General features: G+C 57.0%; 17 protein-coding genes and 1 pseudogene. 9 read left to right on the top strand and 9 right to left on the bottom strand.

Annotated features, from left to right (window positions below; translation table 11 throughout):
* Positions 1 to 4 precede the first annotated feature (4 nt).
* The 3 genes from AC3ZVB_RS20745 (at position 5) to AC3ZVB_RS20755 (ending at position 2952) form a co-directional block, all read left to right on the top strand.
* The gene (locus tag AC3ZVB_RS20745) at positions 5 to 745 is read left to right on the top strand and encodes an NAD-dependent epimerase/dehydratase family protein (RefSeq protein ID WP_490147607.1); all 741 of its coding nucleotides are present in this window, start codon (positions 5 to 7) and stop codon (positions 743 to 745) included.
* Positions 746 to 870: 125 nt separating this feature from the next.
* Complete coding sequence (locus tag AC3ZVB_RS20750) at positions 871 to 2298, top strand: MFS transporter (RefSeq protein ID WP_162438655.1); 1428 nt, start codon at positions 871 to 873, stop codon at positions 2296 to 2298.
* Positions 2299 to 2451: 153 nt separating this feature from the next.
* Entirely contained in the window at positions 2452 to 2952 is a 501-nt protein-coding gene (locus tag AC3ZVB_RS20755; protein WP_162438654.1) for a hypothetical protein, read from the top strand.
* 216 nt (positions 2953 to 3168) lie between these two features.
* On the opposite strand, the gene AC3ZVB_RS20760 is transcribed toward AC3ZVB_RS20755, so the two are convergent.
* The 3 genes and pseudogenes from AC3ZVB_RS20760 to AC3ZVB_RS20770 all read right to left on the bottom strand — a co-directional run bounded on the left by AC3ZVB_RS20760 (position 3169) and on the right by AC3ZVB_RS20770 (position 5515).
* Positions 3169 to 3738: a methyl-accepting chemotaxis protein gene (locus tag AC3ZVB_RS20760; RefSeq protein WP_490147627.1), complete on the bottom strand. Its 570-nt coding sequence runs from the start codon at positions 3736 to 3738 to the stop codon at positions 3169 to 3171.
* Positions 3712 to 4488 (bottom strand): annotated as a pseudogene (locus AC3ZVB_RS20765) (PAS domain-containing protein); the annotation flags it as partial. The pseudogene AC3ZVB_RS20765 and the gene AC3ZVB_RS20760, both read right to left, overlap by 27 nt.
* A gap of 364 nt (positions 4489 to 4852) precedes the next feature.
* Positions 4853 to 5515, bottom strand: coding sequence for a peptidase inhibitor family I36 protein (locus AC3ZVB_RS20770; RefSeq protein ID WP_490147608.1), 663 nt, complete (start codon positions 5513 to 5515; stop codon positions 4853 to 4855).
* 569 nt (positions 5516 to 6084) lie between these two features.
* Between AC3ZVB_RS20770 and AC3ZVB_RS20775 the strand changes: the two genes are divergently transcribed.
* On the top strand, positions 6085 to 6522 hold the full coding sequence (locus AC3ZVB_RS20775; protein WP_490147609.1) for a GNAT family N-acetyltransferase: 438 nt from the start codon (positions 6085 to 6087) through the stop codon (positions 6520 to 6522).
* A 173-nt stretch (positions 6523 to 6695) separates the two neighbouring features.
* Here AC3ZVB_RS20775 and def read toward each other — a convergent pair whose 3' ends face one another.
* The 3 genes from def to AC3ZVB_RS20790 all read right to left on the bottom strand — a co-directional run bounded on the left by def (position 6696) and on the right by AC3ZVB_RS20790 (position 8552).
* Complete coding sequence (gene def / locus AC3ZVB_RS20780) at positions 6696 to 7235, bottom strand: peptide deformylase (protein ID WP_162438650.1); 540 nt, start codon at positions 7233 to 7235, stop codon at positions 6696 to 6698.
* Positions 7235 to 8188, bottom strand: a complete 954-nt coding sequence (locus AC3ZVB_RS20785; protein ID WP_490147610.1) for a YihY/virulence factor BrkB family protein — start codon at positions 8186 to 8188, stop codon at positions 7235 to 7237. Before AC3ZVB_RS20785 ends, def begins: the two co-directional genes overlap by 1 nt.
* A gap of 172 nt (positions 8189 to 8360) precedes the next feature.
* Complete coding sequence (locus AC3ZVB_RS20790; protein WP_020798093.1) at positions 8361 to 8552, bottom strand: CsbD family protein; 192 nt, start codon at positions 8550 to 8552, stop codon at positions 8361 to 8363.
* A 200-nt stretch (positions 8553 to 8752) separates the two neighbouring features.
* Between AC3ZVB_RS20790 and AC3ZVB_RS20795 the strand changes: the two genes are divergently transcribed.
* Positions 8753 to 9130: a hypothetical protein gene (locus tag AC3ZVB_RS20795; RefSeq protein WP_109634211.1), complete on the top strand. Its 378-nt coding sequence runs from the start codon at positions 8753 to 8755 to the stop codon at positions 9128 to 9130.
* 231 nt (positions 9131 to 9361) lie between these two features.
* On the opposite strand, the gene fadD1 is transcribed toward AC3ZVB_RS20795, so the two are convergent.
* On the bottom strand, positions 9362 to 11062 hold the full coding sequence (gene fadD1 / locus AC3ZVB_RS20800; RefSeq protein WP_490147611.1) for a long-chain-fatty-acid--CoA ligase FadD1: 1701 nt from the start codon (positions 11060 to 11062) through the stop codon (positions 9362 to 9364).
* A 371-nt stretch (positions 11063 to 11433) separates the two neighbouring features.
* Positions 11434 to 13122, bottom strand: coding sequence for a long-chain-fatty-acid--CoA ligase FadD2 (fadD2, locus tag AC3ZVB_RS20805; RefSeq protein ID WP_490147612.1), 1689 nt, complete (start codon positions 13120 to 13122; stop codon positions 11434 to 11436).
* Between the two features lie 254 nt (positions 13123 to 13376).
* Between fadD2 and AC3ZVB_RS20810 the strand changes: the two genes are divergently transcribed.
* Positions 13377 to 14321 carry an alpha/beta hydrolase gene (locus AC3ZVB_RS20810; protein ID WP_490147613.1) on the top strand — a complete coding sequence of 315 codons (945 nt, stop codon included), beginning with the start codon at positions 13377 to 13379 and terminating at the stop codon, positions 14319 to 14321.
* A gap of 42 nt (positions 14322 to 14363) precedes the next feature.
* Entirely contained in the window at positions 14364 to 14834 is a 471-nt protein-coding gene (locus AC3ZVB_RS20815) for a MaoC family dehydratase (RefSeq protein WP_162438644.1), read from the top strand.
* Positions 14835 to 14965: 131 nt separating this feature from the next.
* Here the strand turns inward: AC3ZVB_RS20815 and AC3ZVB_RS20820 are convergent, their stop codons facing one another.
* Entirely contained in the window at positions 14966 to 15433 is a 468-nt protein-coding gene (locus tag AC3ZVB_RS20820) for a ferritin-like domain-containing protein (RefSeq protein WP_162440223.1), read from the bottom strand.
* Positions 15434 to 15637: 204 nt separating this feature from the next.
* On the opposite strand from AC3ZVB_RS20820, the gene AC3ZVB_RS20825 reads away from it, so the two are divergent.
* Together AC3ZVB_RS20825 and AC3ZVB_RS20830 are read left to right on the top strand one after the other, a co-directional pair.
* Entirely contained in the window at positions 15638 to 15874 is a 237-nt protein-coding gene (locus tag AC3ZVB_RS20825; protein ID WP_162440222.1) for a DUF3820 family protein, read from the top strand.
* A gap of 38 nt (positions 15875 to 15912) precedes the next feature.
* Positions 15913 to 17094 carry an aminotransferase class V-fold PLP-dependent enzyme gene (locus AC3ZVB_RS20830; protein WP_490147614.1) on the top strand — a complete coding sequence of 394 codons (1182 nt, stop codon included), beginning with the start codon at positions 15913 to 15915 and terminating at the stop codon, positions 17092 to 17094.
* Positions 17095 to 17211 lie beyond the last annotated feature (117 nt).

The raw sequence follows: 17211 nt of genomic DNA on the forward strand, positions 1-17211 counted from the left end.
ACACATGAACGGACTCAACGTACTGCTGACCGGTGCCTGCGGCAGAATCGGCAAAACCTTTTTCGAAGCGTCGAAGGACCGCTACACCTTTGTGCTGACGGATCGCATCGAACCCGACTTCGCGGTCGACGTCCCGCACCGTTTCCTGCGCCTGGACCTGGCCGACGCTTCAGCCGTAGGCAATGCCCTGGAAGGCATCGACGTGATCGTGCACCTGGCTGGCATCCCGCACGCCACCGCCTCGTTCGATGAGTTGCTGCCCAACAACATTCTCGCCACCACCTACCTGTTCGAAGCCGCCGTCGCTGCCGGATGCAAGCGACTGGTGTTCGCCAGCAGCGCGCAAACCATTGAAGGTTATCCGGTGGATCGGCAAATCACGCCGGGCATGCAGGTGATGCCGGCCAACCTTTACGGCGTCAGCAAGTGCTATGGCGAGGCGTTGTGTGGGTACTACGCCGCCAAACGCGGGCTTTCGACCATCGCCTTGCGTATCGGCGCGTTCGAATTCCCGGACCGTCATGAACTGACCAATGCCCGTGATCTGAGTGCCTGGCTCAGCCCACGAGATGCGGTGCAGTTGCTGCAACGCTCGGTGGAAGTGGAAGGCGTGCAACACCTGATTGCCCATGGCATCTCCAACAACCGCTTCAAGCGGCTGGACCTCAGCGAAACGACGCGAGTGCTTGGCTATGAGCCGATGGATGACGCGTTTCAACAGTTCGACATCCCCATTGCGCCATAAACCACCAAGATGAATACCGTTACTGCAATAAACTAGCGAAATCCAGTGAAAATGCGCCGGGATTCGCACACACCTGATTCCGATAGCAGGCTAAGCTTCTCCATCAATAAAAATTGGATCAGCATATGTCTGCGCGCACCCTCGCCTCCTTCAGCCAAGCGGACGGTATCGATCCCGTCCGCGCCGCTCAAATCTCCGCTCGCATCGACCGATTACCTGCCGTTTCAACGATCTGGAAACTGGTGGCGCTGCTTTCTATCGGTGGTTTTTTCGAGCTGTACGATCTTTTCCAGACGGCCTACATCAGCCCTGGCCTGATTCGCGATGGCATCTTCGCGACAGGCAGCCAGGGCGTGTTTGGCTTTTCCGATCAGGCCGCGTTTGCCTCGGCGACCTTCCTCGGGTTGTTTCTTGGCGCAAGCCTGCTGAGCCCATTGGCGGATCGCTTCGGTCGCCGCGCGATCTTCACCTTTGCCCTGATCTGGTACACCGTCGCGACCGTCGCGATGGGGGTTCAGAGTTCGGCCCTGGGGATTATCTGCATGCGCTTCCTGGTGGGCATTGGGCTGGGCATCGAACTGGTGACCATCGACGCGTATCTCTCGGAACTGGTCCCCAAACGCATGCGCAGTTCCGCCTTTGCCTTCGCGTTTTTCGTGCAATTCCTGTCGGTGCCAGCGGTGGCATTGATGTCATGGTGGCTGGTGCCGCAAGCGCCCTTCGGTGTCTCGGGCTGGCGTTGGGTGGTGTTGGCGAGCGCGGTGTTTGCCTTGTTCATCTGGTGGCTGCGTTCGCGCTTGCCGGAGTCTCCGCGCTGGCTGGCCCAGCACGGCCGATTCGACGAGGCCGGCAAGATTCTCGATGACATCGAAGCGCGCTGCGTGAAGGATCAAGGCAAGGCGCTGGACGAGCCGGAACCGGCTGAGGTGGACGTTCAAGGCAAAGGTCGTTTCGCCGATATCTGGCAGCCACCGTTTCGTCGCCGGGCCCTGATGCTGATTGTGTTCCATGTGTTTCAGGCCATCGGTTTCTTCGGCTTTGGCAACTGGCTGCCGGCGTTGCTGTCCGGACAAGGCGTGAGTGTCACCCACAGTCTGATGTATGCCTTCATCATTACCCTTGCCTACCCGCTCGGGCCTTTGCTGTTCGTGAAGTTCGCCAACCGTTTTGAAAACAAATGGCAGATCGTCGGTTCAGCGCTGGGCGCGATGACGTTCGGTACGCTGTTCGCGTGGCAAACCAGTGCGTTCGGTCTGATTTTCTGTGGGGTGATGATCACTTTCTGCAACGCCTGGTTGAGCTTCAGTTATCACTCTTATCAAAGCGAACTGTTCCCCACCAACATCCGCGCCCGGGCGGTCGGGTTCTGTTATTCGTTCAGTCGATTGTCGACGGTATTCAGCAGCCTGCTGATCGGGATATTTCTCGAGCATTTCGGCACGCCGGGTGTGTTGGCGTTCATCGTCAGCAGCATGCTGATCGTGATGATCACCATCGGCTGGTTCGGCCCACGGACCCGCAACCTGGCCCTGGAGAACATTGCCCATCGTTGACCGCAACGCGGACGAGGGATGCCGCCAAGCGGCAACCTGTCTCCGCCTTCGTTGCACGGCATGGCGCTGGCCCCTTGAAAACAGGGGGCTCAGCTGACGGCATGCAAATTGCTCTTACTGTTGGATCAGCCATTACCTGCAGGTTTATCCATCATGTTGGTCAGTGCGAAACAGACACACGTCGTTCAACCCCCGCAACGCACGGACATGGACCCCACGACGGCGGCCGCCAGCGCGCTGTACAGCGGGTTGATCCAGAACGTCCAGAACAACGCCGTTACGCCCACCGCGCAGGCCAGCGACACCAGCAAGATCAGCGACAACGTCAATGAAGCGTTCGCGAAAACCCGCATCAACCTGCAAGCGACCGACGCGTCGACCGTACCGGCGTCGAGCGACAGCACGGCCATGAGCGACTTCAAGGACTACATGAGCAAGACACCGGAACAGCGTCTGCGCGACAGCCTTTTGAAAGAGATGGGGCTGACGGAAGAGGAGGTCAAAGCCATGCCACCGGAGCAGCAAAAGGCGATCGGTGAAGAGCTTGCACAGCGCATGGAAGACAAGCTGAAACTGGCGAAAACCGAGAACGCCGATAGCAGTGCCGACAAGGACAATGGCCAAGTGGTAGACAAATTCCTGGCCGCGCTCTAATCCCTCAATACACACAAATCCCTGTAGCAGCTGGCGCAGCCTGCGTCCGGCTGCTCTGTGGCGAGGGGATTCATCCCCGTTGGGTCGCGCAGCGGCCCCATATCTTTACGACTGCCGAGCAGCCGAACGGGGATGAATCCCCTCGCCACAACAGAGCCGAACGCAGGCTGCGCCAGCTGCTACAAGGATTGGGTATGCCATTTAGACATACGTGCGCTAGTTCAACTGCAACGTCGAGTTGAACTGGCTGATCGCATCCACCACATGCCGCGAGCCTTGCTGGATCTCCAGAATCACCTCGCCCGCCTCGTTCGCCAGTTCAACGCCAAGCCCGGTCCGGCTCAAGCTCGATTGCATGCTGGTGACCGCACTCAGCGACAGGTCGTGGTTCCTGCGCACCACGTCGACAATCTCCAGCGTCGCCTGACTGGTTCGCGCCGCGAGGCTGCGGACTTCGTCGGCCACCACCGCGAACCCGCGCCCGTGTTCGCCCGCCCGAGCCGCCTCGATCGCTGCGTTGAGTGCCAACAGGTTGGTTTGATCGGCGATTCCGCGAATGGTCTGGACGATGGTGCCGATGATGTCGGATTGCTTGCTGACCGCATCAATACTCAGGGCGGCTTCGTTCAGATCGCGGGAGATGTCCTGGATGATCTGCACGGTTTGCTGCACCACCTGAGACCCCTTCTGCGCGCAGGCATCGTTTTGCACTGACGTGCTGTGAGCGGACTCTGCAGCGGTTTGCAGGGTCGTGACCTGTTGGGTGATGTCACTGGCAAACTTCACCACTTTGTACAACCGGCCCTTGGCGTCGAACAACGGGTTGTAGGAAGCTTCCAGAAACACCGTATGACCGTACTTGTCTTTGCGCTCGAAACGGTGCGAGTGATATTCGCCACGGTTGAGTGACGCCCAGAACGCCTTATACGCTTGTGAATCACTTTCGCTGCGATGGCAAAACAGGCTGTGGTGCTGCCCCACTACTTCGTTGAGCGAGTAGTGCATGGTTTTCAGAAAGTTCTCGTTGGCGGTAATGACCTTGCCATCGGGGGTGAATTCGATAACCGCCATGGAGCGGCCGATGGCGGCGAGCAGGCTGTCGTTCTCGTGTTCCTTGTTGATTCGATCGGTGATGTCCGAGGCCACTTTCATCACGCTTTTAACCTGGCGATCGGCACCCAATACCGGCATGTAACTGGCTTCAAGCCAGACCTCTTGGCCCCGTTTATTCAAGCGTGAAAAAGTCCCGGACACCGGTTCGCCACGTGCCAGGTCGCGCCACAATTTCGCGTATTCCTCGCTCCGATAAAACGCCTCCTCGCAGAACATTCTGTGGTGCTTGCCGCGCACTTCTTCAACGCTGTAACCCATGACGCTGCAGAAGTTGTCGTTGGCGTCTATTACCACACCTTCAGGGGTGAACTCGATGATCGCCATTGAACGACTGATAGCCGCCAACTTGCCGTTGGCTTCAGTCAGTGCGCAGCTGAAGCGTTCGATTTCCAGCAGATCAGACTTGTGATGTAGGTTAAACATGGTTGTATCACCCTAAGCGCGGTCGTTTGAATGAAGAAAGTTCAACGTTCTTTCAACGTATCCACCAAAACGTTCCATGGAACAGGCACACGCATCCCCCAATAAGGAAGGAAGTGTCAGGTGATAAATGATGTTCAATCGGAGAGTCCTAACTGCAACGCTCTTATCAAGACATCCTTCTCTTGATAGCCCCGGACAGGGCCAACCCTGATGTATTCATAGGTAATTCCTTTTATGCAAAGACTCCTTGCTGGCTAGCGTCAGCATAGACAGCCATTATCGTGAAGCAAGGCCACTAGTCGGCCAGTATCCGGGACTAAATCGGTTCAGCGTCGGAAGGTGTCACGCGGGATGAGAATGGCTACTACTGGGCAAACAAAATAAACATCGGAGAAAACGCGACACTGACCATTCTGTCGCTTTGCTCGATCAATTCATTCTGGGAATAGAGCTCGGTGACCTGGGCAGGGACGACGGCTTTTTCGGGAAAACTGAAGGGGCAGCAACCCCTGCCTAATCCCACTTCCTTGATGTTGCTCATCATCATGTTACCAATAGCATCGGGGCCATCTACGCCAAAGATCTTCACTGTGCGAACTCTATTATTGTGCTGCCAGGACGATACCTGTTTGCTCATGTTGTAGTCAGACAGGTTGATGGGACGATTGGCGGCTTTGCTCAACACCGACAATTTTTTCCCGGTGTAATCCCGATTTTCCCAAACGCAGAAATAGCCGTAGTCGCAGATGCCGTCGCTCCCCTGGACGTCGCCAGGAACCGGAAAGGCTACTATCACCGCGCCATTTTCGTAGACCAGCTGAGTCGAGCTGATTTGCTCGCCACCCCCTTTGCGAATGAGCTGTTCATCGATCCGCTGCTGGACCGCCACCGTTTGCGCAGCATTCATTGGGGGATTGATGACGGCGAAACGACTTTTTTCACCTACGGCGTCTTTTGCATAAAAGAAGAACAGTACGAAGACGCCAACACACAGCGCAAAGATGACGAGGATCAATCTGATAACCATGTAAAAACTCCGCGCCTGAATGCACGCTGATCATTGGTGATGTTCAGGTGCAGAGTCTGTTTCTGATGACATCTTGTCTACTGTCACAAATGACAGTTTTGATCCTTTTTTCTCGCTACAAACCGGCGCCAACCCTCGTGGCGATGTAACCCGGCAAGCAACTCTTGTCTTCAGGATCGCGGAACACCTCCCTGGAGCGCGCCCGGAGGGTATTGTCGAAGTGGTGGGCATGGCGTTGCTCAGATCGAGGATCAATCCCCTTCTGTGCATGAACGCCGGGTTTTCTTGCAGATTATTTGGTTATGAGGTTAGACAGACAGCAGGAGCCCGAGGGCCGGGCTCCCTTGTCGCGGGATCAATGACCGAACACATCCACCTTCTTGGCCTTCTTGTCCGCGCGCTTTTCATCGGCGGTTTTTGCCGGTTTTTTCTTCGCTGCTTTCTTTGAATCCATGCCTTTGGCCATGATACGTACTCCACTCATACGGGATGTGGAATCAGGTATACACCTATCGCCGCACGCGTGTTCTTTTATAATCGCCCGTTTTACGTATCGACAAGCCAACCCTATGCCCGACACCCAGTACACCTTGCTCGACGAGCCTTTGTGGCCACTGATGAACAAGTTTTATCGCGCTCATCAATCGTCGATGAAAGCCGTGCGCGACGCACAACTCTGGGTCGCCAGACGCGAGGGGATCATCGGCGCGCTGTGCTTGCGACCGGTCGCGGACGGGCATTGGTTGACCGGGTTGTTCGTTGATCCTGCCTGCCGCGAACAGGGCATCGCCGCGACGCTGATCGCCCACGCGATCAAGGACGCCGAAGGTCCGGTGTGGTTGTTTTGTCATCCAGACTTGCGGGAGTTTTATGAGCGGCGTGGTTTTGCTTTTGATCCGCCACTGCCCTACTCGATGGCCGAACGCCTGAGCCGATACGCACGCAGCAAGCCGATGATTGCCATGGGTTTAGAACCGTTGGTGAGGTCGCCCATCGATAACGTGTGATCGGTCGATGAAGGGCAGTTCTTCAAGCGGGGTGCGAATCCGTTAATTAACGGATGACATTGCGGCTTATTAAGCCCGGGAAAATGAAGCAATCCAAACCTGTAAAGAACCAAATGTGGGAGCCGGGCAAGCCCGGCTCCCACAGGTTTATCAGGGGATTCAAAAATCTTGTGTTAATCGTCAGCGTTCGGATCAAGCTCCGGGAACATCACCTCGGTAAATCCGAATTGGGTGAAATCCGTGATGCGCGACGGGTACAGCCGCCCGATCAGGTGATCGCACTCATGCTGCACGACCCGTGCGTGAAAGCCTGAAGCAATGCGCAGGATCGGTTGCCCCTTGGGGTCGACACCTTCGTAGCGAATATCCCGATAACGATCCACCGCACCGCGCAGACCCGGTACCGACAGGCAGCCTTCGAAACCCTCTTCCAGTGTCGGGCTCAGCGGCGTTATCAGTGGATTGATCAAAATCGTCTGTGGCACGGCTTCGGCGTCCGGATAGCGTTCGCTGTGCTCAAAACCGAAGATCACCAATTGCAGGTCGACGCCGATCTGCGGCGCGGCCAGGCCAACCCCACCGACGCTTTCCATGGTCTGGAACATGTCGTCGATCAGTTGCCACAGCTCGGGGCTATCGAACATTTCAGCCGGAACCGGCGGGGCAATGCGCAGCAAGCGCTCATCACCCATTTTTAGAATTTCACGGATCATTAGATGGCTTCGTCAGTGGGCGACTTGATCGAGTGGTCTCGACCCAGTCCGGAAACGTGGTGTTTAGGCTCGTGGTCGAGCTCCCCAGGGACTTTCTCGCCAGGGTCCTTGCCTTCGGTGGACATGTGCTCGATCACTGCATTCATTTCTGCGCCGAGCAATAGTACCGCCGCAGAAATATAGAAATAGAGCAGCAACACGATGATCGCACCGATACTGCCGTACATGGCGTTGTAGTTGGCGAATTCCTTGACGTACAGGCCGAAGCCCACGGAGGCCAGAATCCACACCACCACCGCCAGCACGGACCCCGGCGTGATGAAGCGAAACTCCTGCTTGACGTCGGGCATGACGTAATAAATCAGCGCCACCGCGACCATTAGCAGGATCACCACCACCGGCCAGCGGACGATTGTCCACAAGGTGACGATGAAGTCTTCAAGGCCGACCTGGGAGGCGATCCAGCCCATGACTTGCGGTCCCAGCACCATCAAGGCAGCGGCCACCAACAGCATGCCGGCGATGCCAATGGTGTAGATGATCGACAGGGGAAAGCGCTTCCAGGCCGGGCGACCTTCCACCACATCGTAGGCCGCGTTCATCGCGCTCATCATCAAGCGCACGCCGGCCGAGGCGGTCCATAGCGCAATCACGATACCGACCGACAGCAACCCGCCTTTGGACTGCTGAAGCTGGTCGATCACCGGGTTCACCTGCTCCAGAGCCTGGGGCGGCAACACCAGTTCCGACTGCAGGCGCAGCCACGAAAAAAAGTCCGGCAGGTGCAGGAAACCGATCAGTGCAATCAGGAACAGGATGAAGGGGAATAACGAGAACAACATCTGATAGGCCAGTGCCGAGGCGTAGGTCGACATCTCGTCGTCAACGAACTCAGTGACTGTGCGCACCATCACGCGATGGATGGGCAGACCTTTCATGTCCGGGAAAATCATTAGCGTCTCCTTTCGCCGCAAAATTGGGTTGAAGTCGAGGCGACTCAGGGGCCGTTTTCTACATCAAAGTAGCCTACTTGGCGACTTTGAAACAATTTCCGTGCTCAAGTTCAAGCTGACACAAAAACGGCCATCCGTGGATGGCCGTTCGTAAAGCACGTCACGGCCTGGATCAGGCCTTGTCGACACCTTTCTTTACCGCGTCTTTGGCTTTGCCAACCGCTTGTTGAGCTTCGCCTTTCTTTTCCTGAACGACGCCTTCAGCGCGCATTTTATCGTTGCCGGTGGCCTTGCCGACGCCCTGCTTGACGTTACCAGCGGCTTCGTTGGCCATGCCTTTTACTTTATCGCCAGTGCTGCTCATGGTGTTTCTCCTGTGAACAATTGAACGAGAAAAGTCGTTACACAAAGATTGACCGGAGGCGTTTGCAGGGAGTTTCATTTATTTTCAGCAGGACATTTCATCGATCGACGCAGGTTGGGCTTTATGTTTGCCGACCAACCCCCGAGAATGCGCAACGTATTCAGGCTCAGGCGCTGAAGATCCAATCCCGTAGGAATGTTATGAAACTCGATAAAAAGCAGGCCATTGCCCGCAGAAACCAGGAACTCGGCGGTGCTGTGCTTGGCGTCAACAACTGCCATTTCACCGAATTGAACCGTAACCGCAACATCTGGTGGTTCGATATTCCGGTCGCGCGCCTGGCCATTGGTCAGTACGAATGGGTGCACCTGCTGATGCACACGCCGGACACCGACGAACTGCTGCACCTGAAAGTGCCGACGGTGTTCCTGCGCGAAAAGCTCGAAGGGCTGGTGGTGCGCAATGAGGGCAAGCGCAAGGCGGCATTGAGCCTGGAACTGAGTGCAGACAAGGATTCGTACTTGCAGGACATGCGTCCGGCGGGCACCAACGTGAACTTCGCGCCGTTCCGCCTGTAACACCACACATCCCCTGTGGCGAGGGGATTTATCCCCGTTGGGCTGCGAAGCAGCCCCAAAAGCCGCAATTGAGGTGTATCAGGTACACCGCGTAGGCTGGTTTTACGACTGCTGCGCAGCCGAACGGGGCGGTGCGACGGTTCGCTAAATCCCCTCGCCACAGGTTGCAGCCGCTGAAACTTACATACATGCACTAACAAAAAGCCCCGCATCTGCGGGGCTTTTGTTTGATTACGCGGTGGCTTTCTTCGCGTTGATTTTCTTCAGCTCTTCATCCCGCAGTTCACGCCGCAAGATCTTGCCGACGTTAGTCGTCGGCAGTGCGTCGCGGAACTCGACGGAGCGTGGGACCTTGTAGCCCGTCACGTTCGCACGCATGTGCTCCATGACTTGCTCTTTCGTCAACGTCACGCCCGGTTTGGCAACGATGAAGATCTTGATCGCCTCGCCAGACTTCTCGTCCGGGATGCCGATGGCTGCGCACTGCAGCACGCCTGGCAAGGTCGCGAGCACGTCTTCCAGCTCGTTCGGGTACACGTTGAAACCGGAGACCAGAATCATGTCTTTCTTGCGATCGACGATACGCATGTAGCCATCGGGCTGGATCAGCGCGATGTCACCGGTTTTCAACCAGCCTTCGCTGTCGAGGATTTCGTCGGTGGCATCCTGGCGCTGCCAATAGCCCTTCATGACCTGCGGGCCTTTGACGCACAGCTCACCGATTTCCCCCAGCGGCTGTTCAACGCCCGCATCATTGATGATCTTGCACAGCGTCGACGGAACCGGAATGCCGATGGTGCCGATCTGGATGTGCTGGATCGGGTTGACCGTCGCCACCGGGCTGGTTTCGGTCATGCCGTAACCTTCGCAGATGGAGCAACCGGTGACCGCTTTCCAGCGTTCAGCGGCGGCCAATTGCAGGGCCATGCCGCCCGACAGGGTGACTTTCAGCGCGGAGAAATCCAGCTTGCGGAAGCCTTCGTTGTTGCACAGGGCAACGAACAAGGTGTTCAGGCCGACAAAGCCGCTGAACTTCCACTTCGACAGTTCCTTGACCATCGCCGGCAAGTCGCGCGGGTTGCTGATCAGGATGTTGTGGTTGCCGATCAGCATCATCGCCATGCAATGAAAGGTGAAGGCATAGATGTGGTACAGCGGCAGAGGCGTGATCAGGATCTCGCAACCTTCATTCAGGTTGGAACCCATCAGCGCCTTGCATTGCAGCATGTTCGCCACGAGGTTGCGGTGAGTCAGCATCGCGCCCTTCGCCACCCCGGTGGTGCCGCCGGTGTACTGCAGGACCGCCACGTCGCTGCTGGCCGGGTTGGCTTCAACCACTGGCTGGCCGTGGCCCTTGCTCAGCACGTCATTGAACTTGATGGCTTTGGGCAAGTGGTACGCTGGCACCATCTTCTTCACGTACTTGATGACGCTGTTGATCAGCAGGCGCTTGAGCGGCGGCAACAGATCGGCCACTTCGGTGACAATCACGTGCTTGACGCCGGTTTTCGGCACCACGGTCTGCGCCAGGTGCGCCATGTTTGCCAGGCAAATCAGGGCCTTGGCACCGGAGTCGTTGAATTGGTGTTCCATTTCCCGCGCGGTGTACAGCGGGTTGGTGTTGACCACGATCAGCCCGGCACGAATCGCCCCGAAGACGGCGACCGGGTACTGCAAAACGTTGGGCAGCTGCACAGCGATTCGATCGCCCGGCTGCAAGTCGGTATGCTGTTGCAGGTAAGCGGCAAAGGCACCGGACAATTCGTACAGTTCACCGTAGGTGATTGTCTTGCCCAGGTTGCTGAATGCCGGTTTATCGGCGAAGCGTTGGCAGGACTGCTTGAGCACTGCCTGAATATTCGGATACTCGTCCGGATTGATGTCGGCAGCAATCCCGGCAGGGTATTTATCCTTCCAGAAGTCTTCGATCATGGAAGCCCACTCCTCAGCAACGCGAATTCATCACCGCATTTGATGCGATTATTATTGGTGTTTGTTTGTTGGTGAGTCTGGCTTTTTTCAAGGCCGAGAGGTCACAAAGCGCGCCGAGAGTAGCAGCTTTGCCAAGGGTCGACTAGAGCCAAAAGCGGCCTCTACGGTCACATTCGTGACTCATGAATGTGCAATAGTCAGTTTTAGAGCAAAAATTCTATACCGCTGTAAAAGGCCCCGTGAAATAGTGCTTTGGCCCCGTTAAAAGCATCGCGGGCAAGCCTTGCTCCCACAGGTTCACATCAATATAGATGCAGACTTGTGTGAGCTAGGCTTGCCCGCGATCCGCGCAAAGCGCGGCCATTCTCCGATCAGGCGATATCCCGCAACTCCCGCCGCAAAATCTTGCCGACCGGTGTCATCGGCAACGAATCACGCAACACAATATGCTTGGGCACTTTGTACGCCGTGAAATTTTCCTTGCAGTAAGCCTTCAGCTCTTCAAGGCTGACACCGGATTCGCGGGCCACCACGAACAACTTCACCGCCTCCCCCGATCGCTCGTCAGGCACGCCGATCACCGCGCAATTGGCTACTTTGGGGTGGGCCATCACCACGTCTTCGATCTCGTTCGGGTACACGTTGAAGCCCGAGACGATGATCATGTCTTTCTTGCGGTCGACAATGCGCACGAATCCGTCCGGATCGATCACCGCGATGTCACCCGACTTGAACCATCCCTCGGCATCCAGCACTTCAGCCGTCGCCTCGGGTTTCTGCCAGTAACCCTTCATGATCTGCGGGCCCTTGATGCACAACTCGCCACGCTCGCCCAAAGGCTGCTCGACGCCGTCATCGTTGATGACTTTGAGCGTAGTGCCCGGCACCGGCAGGCCCACCGTGCCGATGCGGGATTTGTCGCCGTACGGGTTGGTGCAGGCGACTGGCGACGTTTCCGTCAGGCCATAGCCTTCGGTGATGCGGCAACCGGTCAGTTTTTCCCAGCGTTCGGCGGTGGCCTTGACCAGCGCGGTGCCGCCGGAGTTGGTCAGCTTGAGGCTGGTGAAGTCCAGGGTCTTGAAGTCCGGGTGATCCATCAGCGCGACGAACAGCGTGTTGAGCCCCAGCAGCGCCGAGAAGCGCCAGTTCTGCAGCTCCTTGATGAAGCCCTTGATGTCCCGTGGATTGGTGATCAGCACATTGTGGTTGCCGGTGACCATCATGCACATGCAATTCGCTGTGAATGCATAGATGTGGTACAGCGGCAGCGGCGCAATCATCACCTCCTGCCCTTCGCGCAACAGCGGCTGACCGTCAGTCCCAAACTGCCCTAGACAGGCGCGCGCCTGCTGCATGTTCGCCACCAGATTGCCGTGGGTCAGCATGGCGCCCTTGGCCAGGCCAGTCGTGCCGCCGGTGTATTGCAGCACGGCGATGTCGTCGAGGCCGGCGTTCAGCGGCCTGATGCCCTGCCCTTTGCCCATGCGCAGCGCGCTCTTGAAGGAAATGGCTTGCGGCAATGAATAGGCCGGGACCATTTTCTTGACCTTGCTGACTACGGTGTTGATCAACCAGCCCTTGGCGGCGGGCAACATGTCGCCCATCTTCGCTTCGATCAGGTACTGGATGTCGGTGTCCGGCAGCACTTCCTGGACCTTCTGTCCGAACATGTTCAGATAGACCAGCGCCCGGGCACCGGAATCCTTGAACTGATGACGCATCTCCCGCGCGGTGTACAGCGGGTTTGTATTGACCACGATGAGGCCGGCGCGCAAGGCGCCGAACACGGCAATCGGGTATTGCAAAACGTTGGGCATCTGCACCGCAATGCGATCGCCCGGTACCAGGTCGGTGTGGGCTTGCAGGTAGCCGGCGAACGCGGCGCTGTAGCGTTCGAGTTCGGCGTAGGTCAGGGTTACGCCCATGTTGCTGAATGCCGGGCGGTCAGCAAATTTCTTGCAGGAACGCTCGAACACCTCGATCACCGACTTGTAGGCCCCCAGATCAATGTCGAGGGGCACGCCGGCCGGGCGTTTGTCATTCCAGAAATCAGGTTGCATTGTTCTTGTCCTCTTTACCTGAACCTATCCGGGCCGCTGTTCTGTCATTTGTAAAACAAAAGGCAGAAGGCGGAGCTTCACGGACACTAGCAGTTATGGCCTATCAGGCAAATACGCCAGTGACTCTCATTGACCGTGTGAATCTTGATTCCGTGGTCCGGCCTGATCAGCCTGATCAGACGGCAAGCGTGCGATGCGCTATACAATGCATCGGAGCTGTTTTCCACCTGGCAGCCCATTGCAAAGGAATCGCCATGATCCACGACACTTTCTGGCTGACCGCGAGTGACCGCAGCCGCCTTTACGTCAATCAGTGGCTGCCCGCTGCCCCGTTGAAAGCAGTCATCCTGCTGGCACACGGCATGGCGGAACACAGCGGTCGCTACGCCCGTCTGGCGCAAAAACTCTGCGATCAGGGCTACGGCGTCTACGCCCCGGACTTGCGTGGACATGGCAAAACTGCCGAAAACGGGACGCTGGGTTTTTTCGCCGACGACGACGGTTGGTGCAAGGTGGTCGGTGATCTCGCCAGCCTCAACCAGCACATCGGCCAACAGCATCCGGGCGTGCCGATCGTGTTGCTCGGCCATAGCATGGGCAGCTACATCGCCCAGGCTTATCTTCTGCATCACAGCGCCAGCCTGCATGGCGCAATCCTGAGCGGTTCAAATTTCCAGCCCTTGGCGCTTTATCGTGCCGCGCGGCAGATAGCTCGTCTCGAACGCCTGCGGCAGGGGCCGAAGGGGCGCAGTGCGCTGATTGAATGGCTGACATTCGGTTCGTTCAACAAGTCATTCAAACCCGTGCGCACATCATTCGACTGGCTCAGTCGTGATCCGGCTGAAGTCGATCTGTATGCCGCCGATCCGCTTTGCGGCTTTCGTTGCACCAACCAACTGTGGATCGATTTGCTCGGCGGCTTGCAGCAAATCAGCAAAGCGTCCAATCTCGCGCAAATTGATCCGGGCCTGCCGCTGTTAGTGATTGGCGGTGAATGTGATCCGGTGAGCGAAGGTAAACGTCTGAAAGATCTGGCTAACGCACTGCGCGAGGCCGGCAGCCAGAACCTGCAGCTGACGATCTACCCCCAGGCTCGGCATGGATTGTTTAACGAGAGCAACCGCGATGAAGTGATCAACGACGTGTTGAACTGGATCGCGCAGGCATTGGCGCACCGACGGCCACTCAGGTCGGAATAGTTTTTTTGTACATTTATTTATTCGTGACAGGAATTGAAACAGATGACCCAGGTTACCAACACCCCGTACGAAGCACTCGAAGTCGGCCAGACTGCCAGCTACAGCAAACTGGTCGAAGAGCGCGATATCCAGCTGTTCGCCGCCATGTCTGGCGACCATAACCCTGTGCATCTGGACGCCGAATTCGCCGCGGGCACGATGTTCAAGGAGCGCATCGCCCATGGCATGTTCAGCGGTGCGCTGATCAGTGCCGCCGTGGCCTGCGAGTTGCCTGGGCCAGGCACTATCTATATCGGCCAGCAAATGAGCTTTCAGAAGCCGGTGAAGATTGGTGACACGCTGACCGTGCGCCTGGAAATTCTGGAGAAACTGCCGAAGTTTCGCGTGCGCATTGCGACCCGCGTTTTCAACCAGCGTGATGAGTTGGTTGTTGATGGCGAAGCGGAGATCCTGGCTCCGCGTAAACAGCAAACCGTGACGCTGCCTACCCTGCCGGCCATCAGCATCGGCTGACTCAACAAAAAGATCGCAGCCTGCGGCAACTCCTACAGGAAACGCATTCCAATGCAGGAGCTGCCGCAGGCTGCGATCTTTTGATGTAAAAAACGCCTGATTAACAGGCGTTTTTTTATCGGCTACAACCCTTACGAACGGGCGCGAGCCTGATTACGCAGGGCTTTCACCTGATCATGATTGCGTTGCACGCCGTGGTACTGACGTTCAACCAGATCACGAATACCGACCAGGTTGTGCTTGTTGATTTTTTCGATGGCTTCTTTGTAAGCCTTCAGTGCATGGTCTTCACCGCGCTCAGCTTCGTTCAACACGGCTTCTTCGTCCTTGCCGGTGAACATCGACTTCACGTCTACCCAACGGCGGTGCAGGTCACCACTCACACTGGTAGAGGTTTCCGGATCGCCACCCATTGAACGTACGGCAGACTGCAGTTCAGCAGCAGCGGTTGCACAATCGGCAGAACGAGTCACGAACAGGGTTTTAAGTTCTGGGTGCTTGATGTCTTCGGCGCAAGTCTTGAACCCTTCCTGACCGTCTTTGCAGGTTTCAATCAGGTCGTTGAGTACAGAGATGGCTTCTTTATTCATGTCGGTCATTTTTCAATTCCTTGCGGGTTGATGAAAGATGCAATAGCTATTGCACCCTGCATGCCAGCTTTGGAATTACAAATTAATCGTTATTTATCAATAAGTTATTTTTTAACTGTAAATCTGCATCCGCGTGTTTTGCATGATCTGTCATTTGGCCTGCATGCAGAATGCCTGTATTTTCCAGACTGACTGAATCAAGACGACCTATCGATGAACCCGGAAAAGCTCGAACTGTTGATCACCCGCGAAATGCCCTTCGGCAAATACAAAGGCCGGATCATTGCCGACCTGCCCGGCCAATACCTGAACTGGTTCGCCCGTGAAGGTTTTCCTCATGGTGAATTGGGTGGCTTGCTGGCCTTGATGCAGGAAATTGACCATAACGGTTTATCGGACTTGCTCGAACCGCTGCGCGCCAAGCATGGCAGACCTGCCCCGCGCCACTGATCCGGCAATACCCTGACCTACGCCCTATCGAGAAGCCCATGCCCGATAACACGCTGCGCGCCCGTGATGAAGACTTCTGGGAAACCTTTGCCGACCGCTACGCGGTCGAACCTGGCCCGATAAACCTGGAAAACGGTTACTTCGGTCGCATGTCGCGCACGGTGGTCGAGGAGTATCAGCGCAACATCGAGTTGATCAATCGCAGCAACTCGGTGCACGTGCGTCGGCGGTTTGAACTGGGCGAGAGCCTGGACATTCGCGCCCAGCTTGCCGAGATGGTGGGTGTACGTGCGCAAACCATCGCCCTTACCCGCAACGCAACAGATGGCTTGCAATCGCTGATCCGCAACTACAACCGCCTGCAGCCGGGTGATCAGGTTCTGATCAGCGACCTGGAATACGACACCGTCAAAGGCGCCATGCGTTGGCTGGCGCGCCATCGCGGTGTTGAAGTCATCGAGATTGACCACCCTCACCCGGCCACCTTTGACAACTTACTGGCCAGCTATCGTGAGGCGTTCGCGCGCCATCCAGGACTCAAGCTGATGGCCCTGACGCACGTCACCCATCGCACCGGATTGGTCATGCCGGTACAGGCCATCGCCGCCGCGGCCAAGGAGCATGGGATCGACGTGATCCTTGATGGCGCTCATGCGCTCGGGCAGATTGCATTCGATCTCGAAGCGCTGGGTATCGCCTTCGCGGGCTTCAATCTGCACAAATGGATCGGTGCACCGCTGACGCTGGGCTTTATGTACATCGCCGAGCAGCGTCTGGCCGATATCGATCCGGACATGGGCGAGATGCACTTTGCGATCAACGACATTCGCGCACGTACGTCCTACAGCACGCCCAACATCCCGGCACTGATGACGCTGCCGCTGGTGTTCGAAGAGCACCAGTCCATGGGCGGTTCCCCGGCGAAGGGGTCGCGGTTGAATTACTTGCGCAACCAGTGGGTGAAGGCCGTGCGCGACCTGCCCGGTATCGAAGTCATGACCCCGGATGATCCCCGCCTGTACTGCGGCATCACCGCGATGCGCTTCACCCGGCACACCGATCAGCAGGTCATGGCCGAGCGGCTCCTCAATGAGTACAACCTGTTTACCGTGGTGCGTACGGGCGCGGCGTGCGGGCCTTGTATCCGGATTACACCGGGGCTAACCACGACGGCAGCGGAGATGGCGTTGCTGGTCCGGGCGCTGGATGAACTGCGCTGATGTCTGCCGGTGACCACCTCTGTAGCAGCTGGCGAAGCCTGCGTCCGGCTGCGCAGCAGTCGTAATCCAGTGCACGCAGTGTGTCAGGTAAATCCTACATTCTGGTTTTACAGCTGC

The organism is Pseudomonas sp. MDV22-iso1 (genome assembly GCF_058145095.1).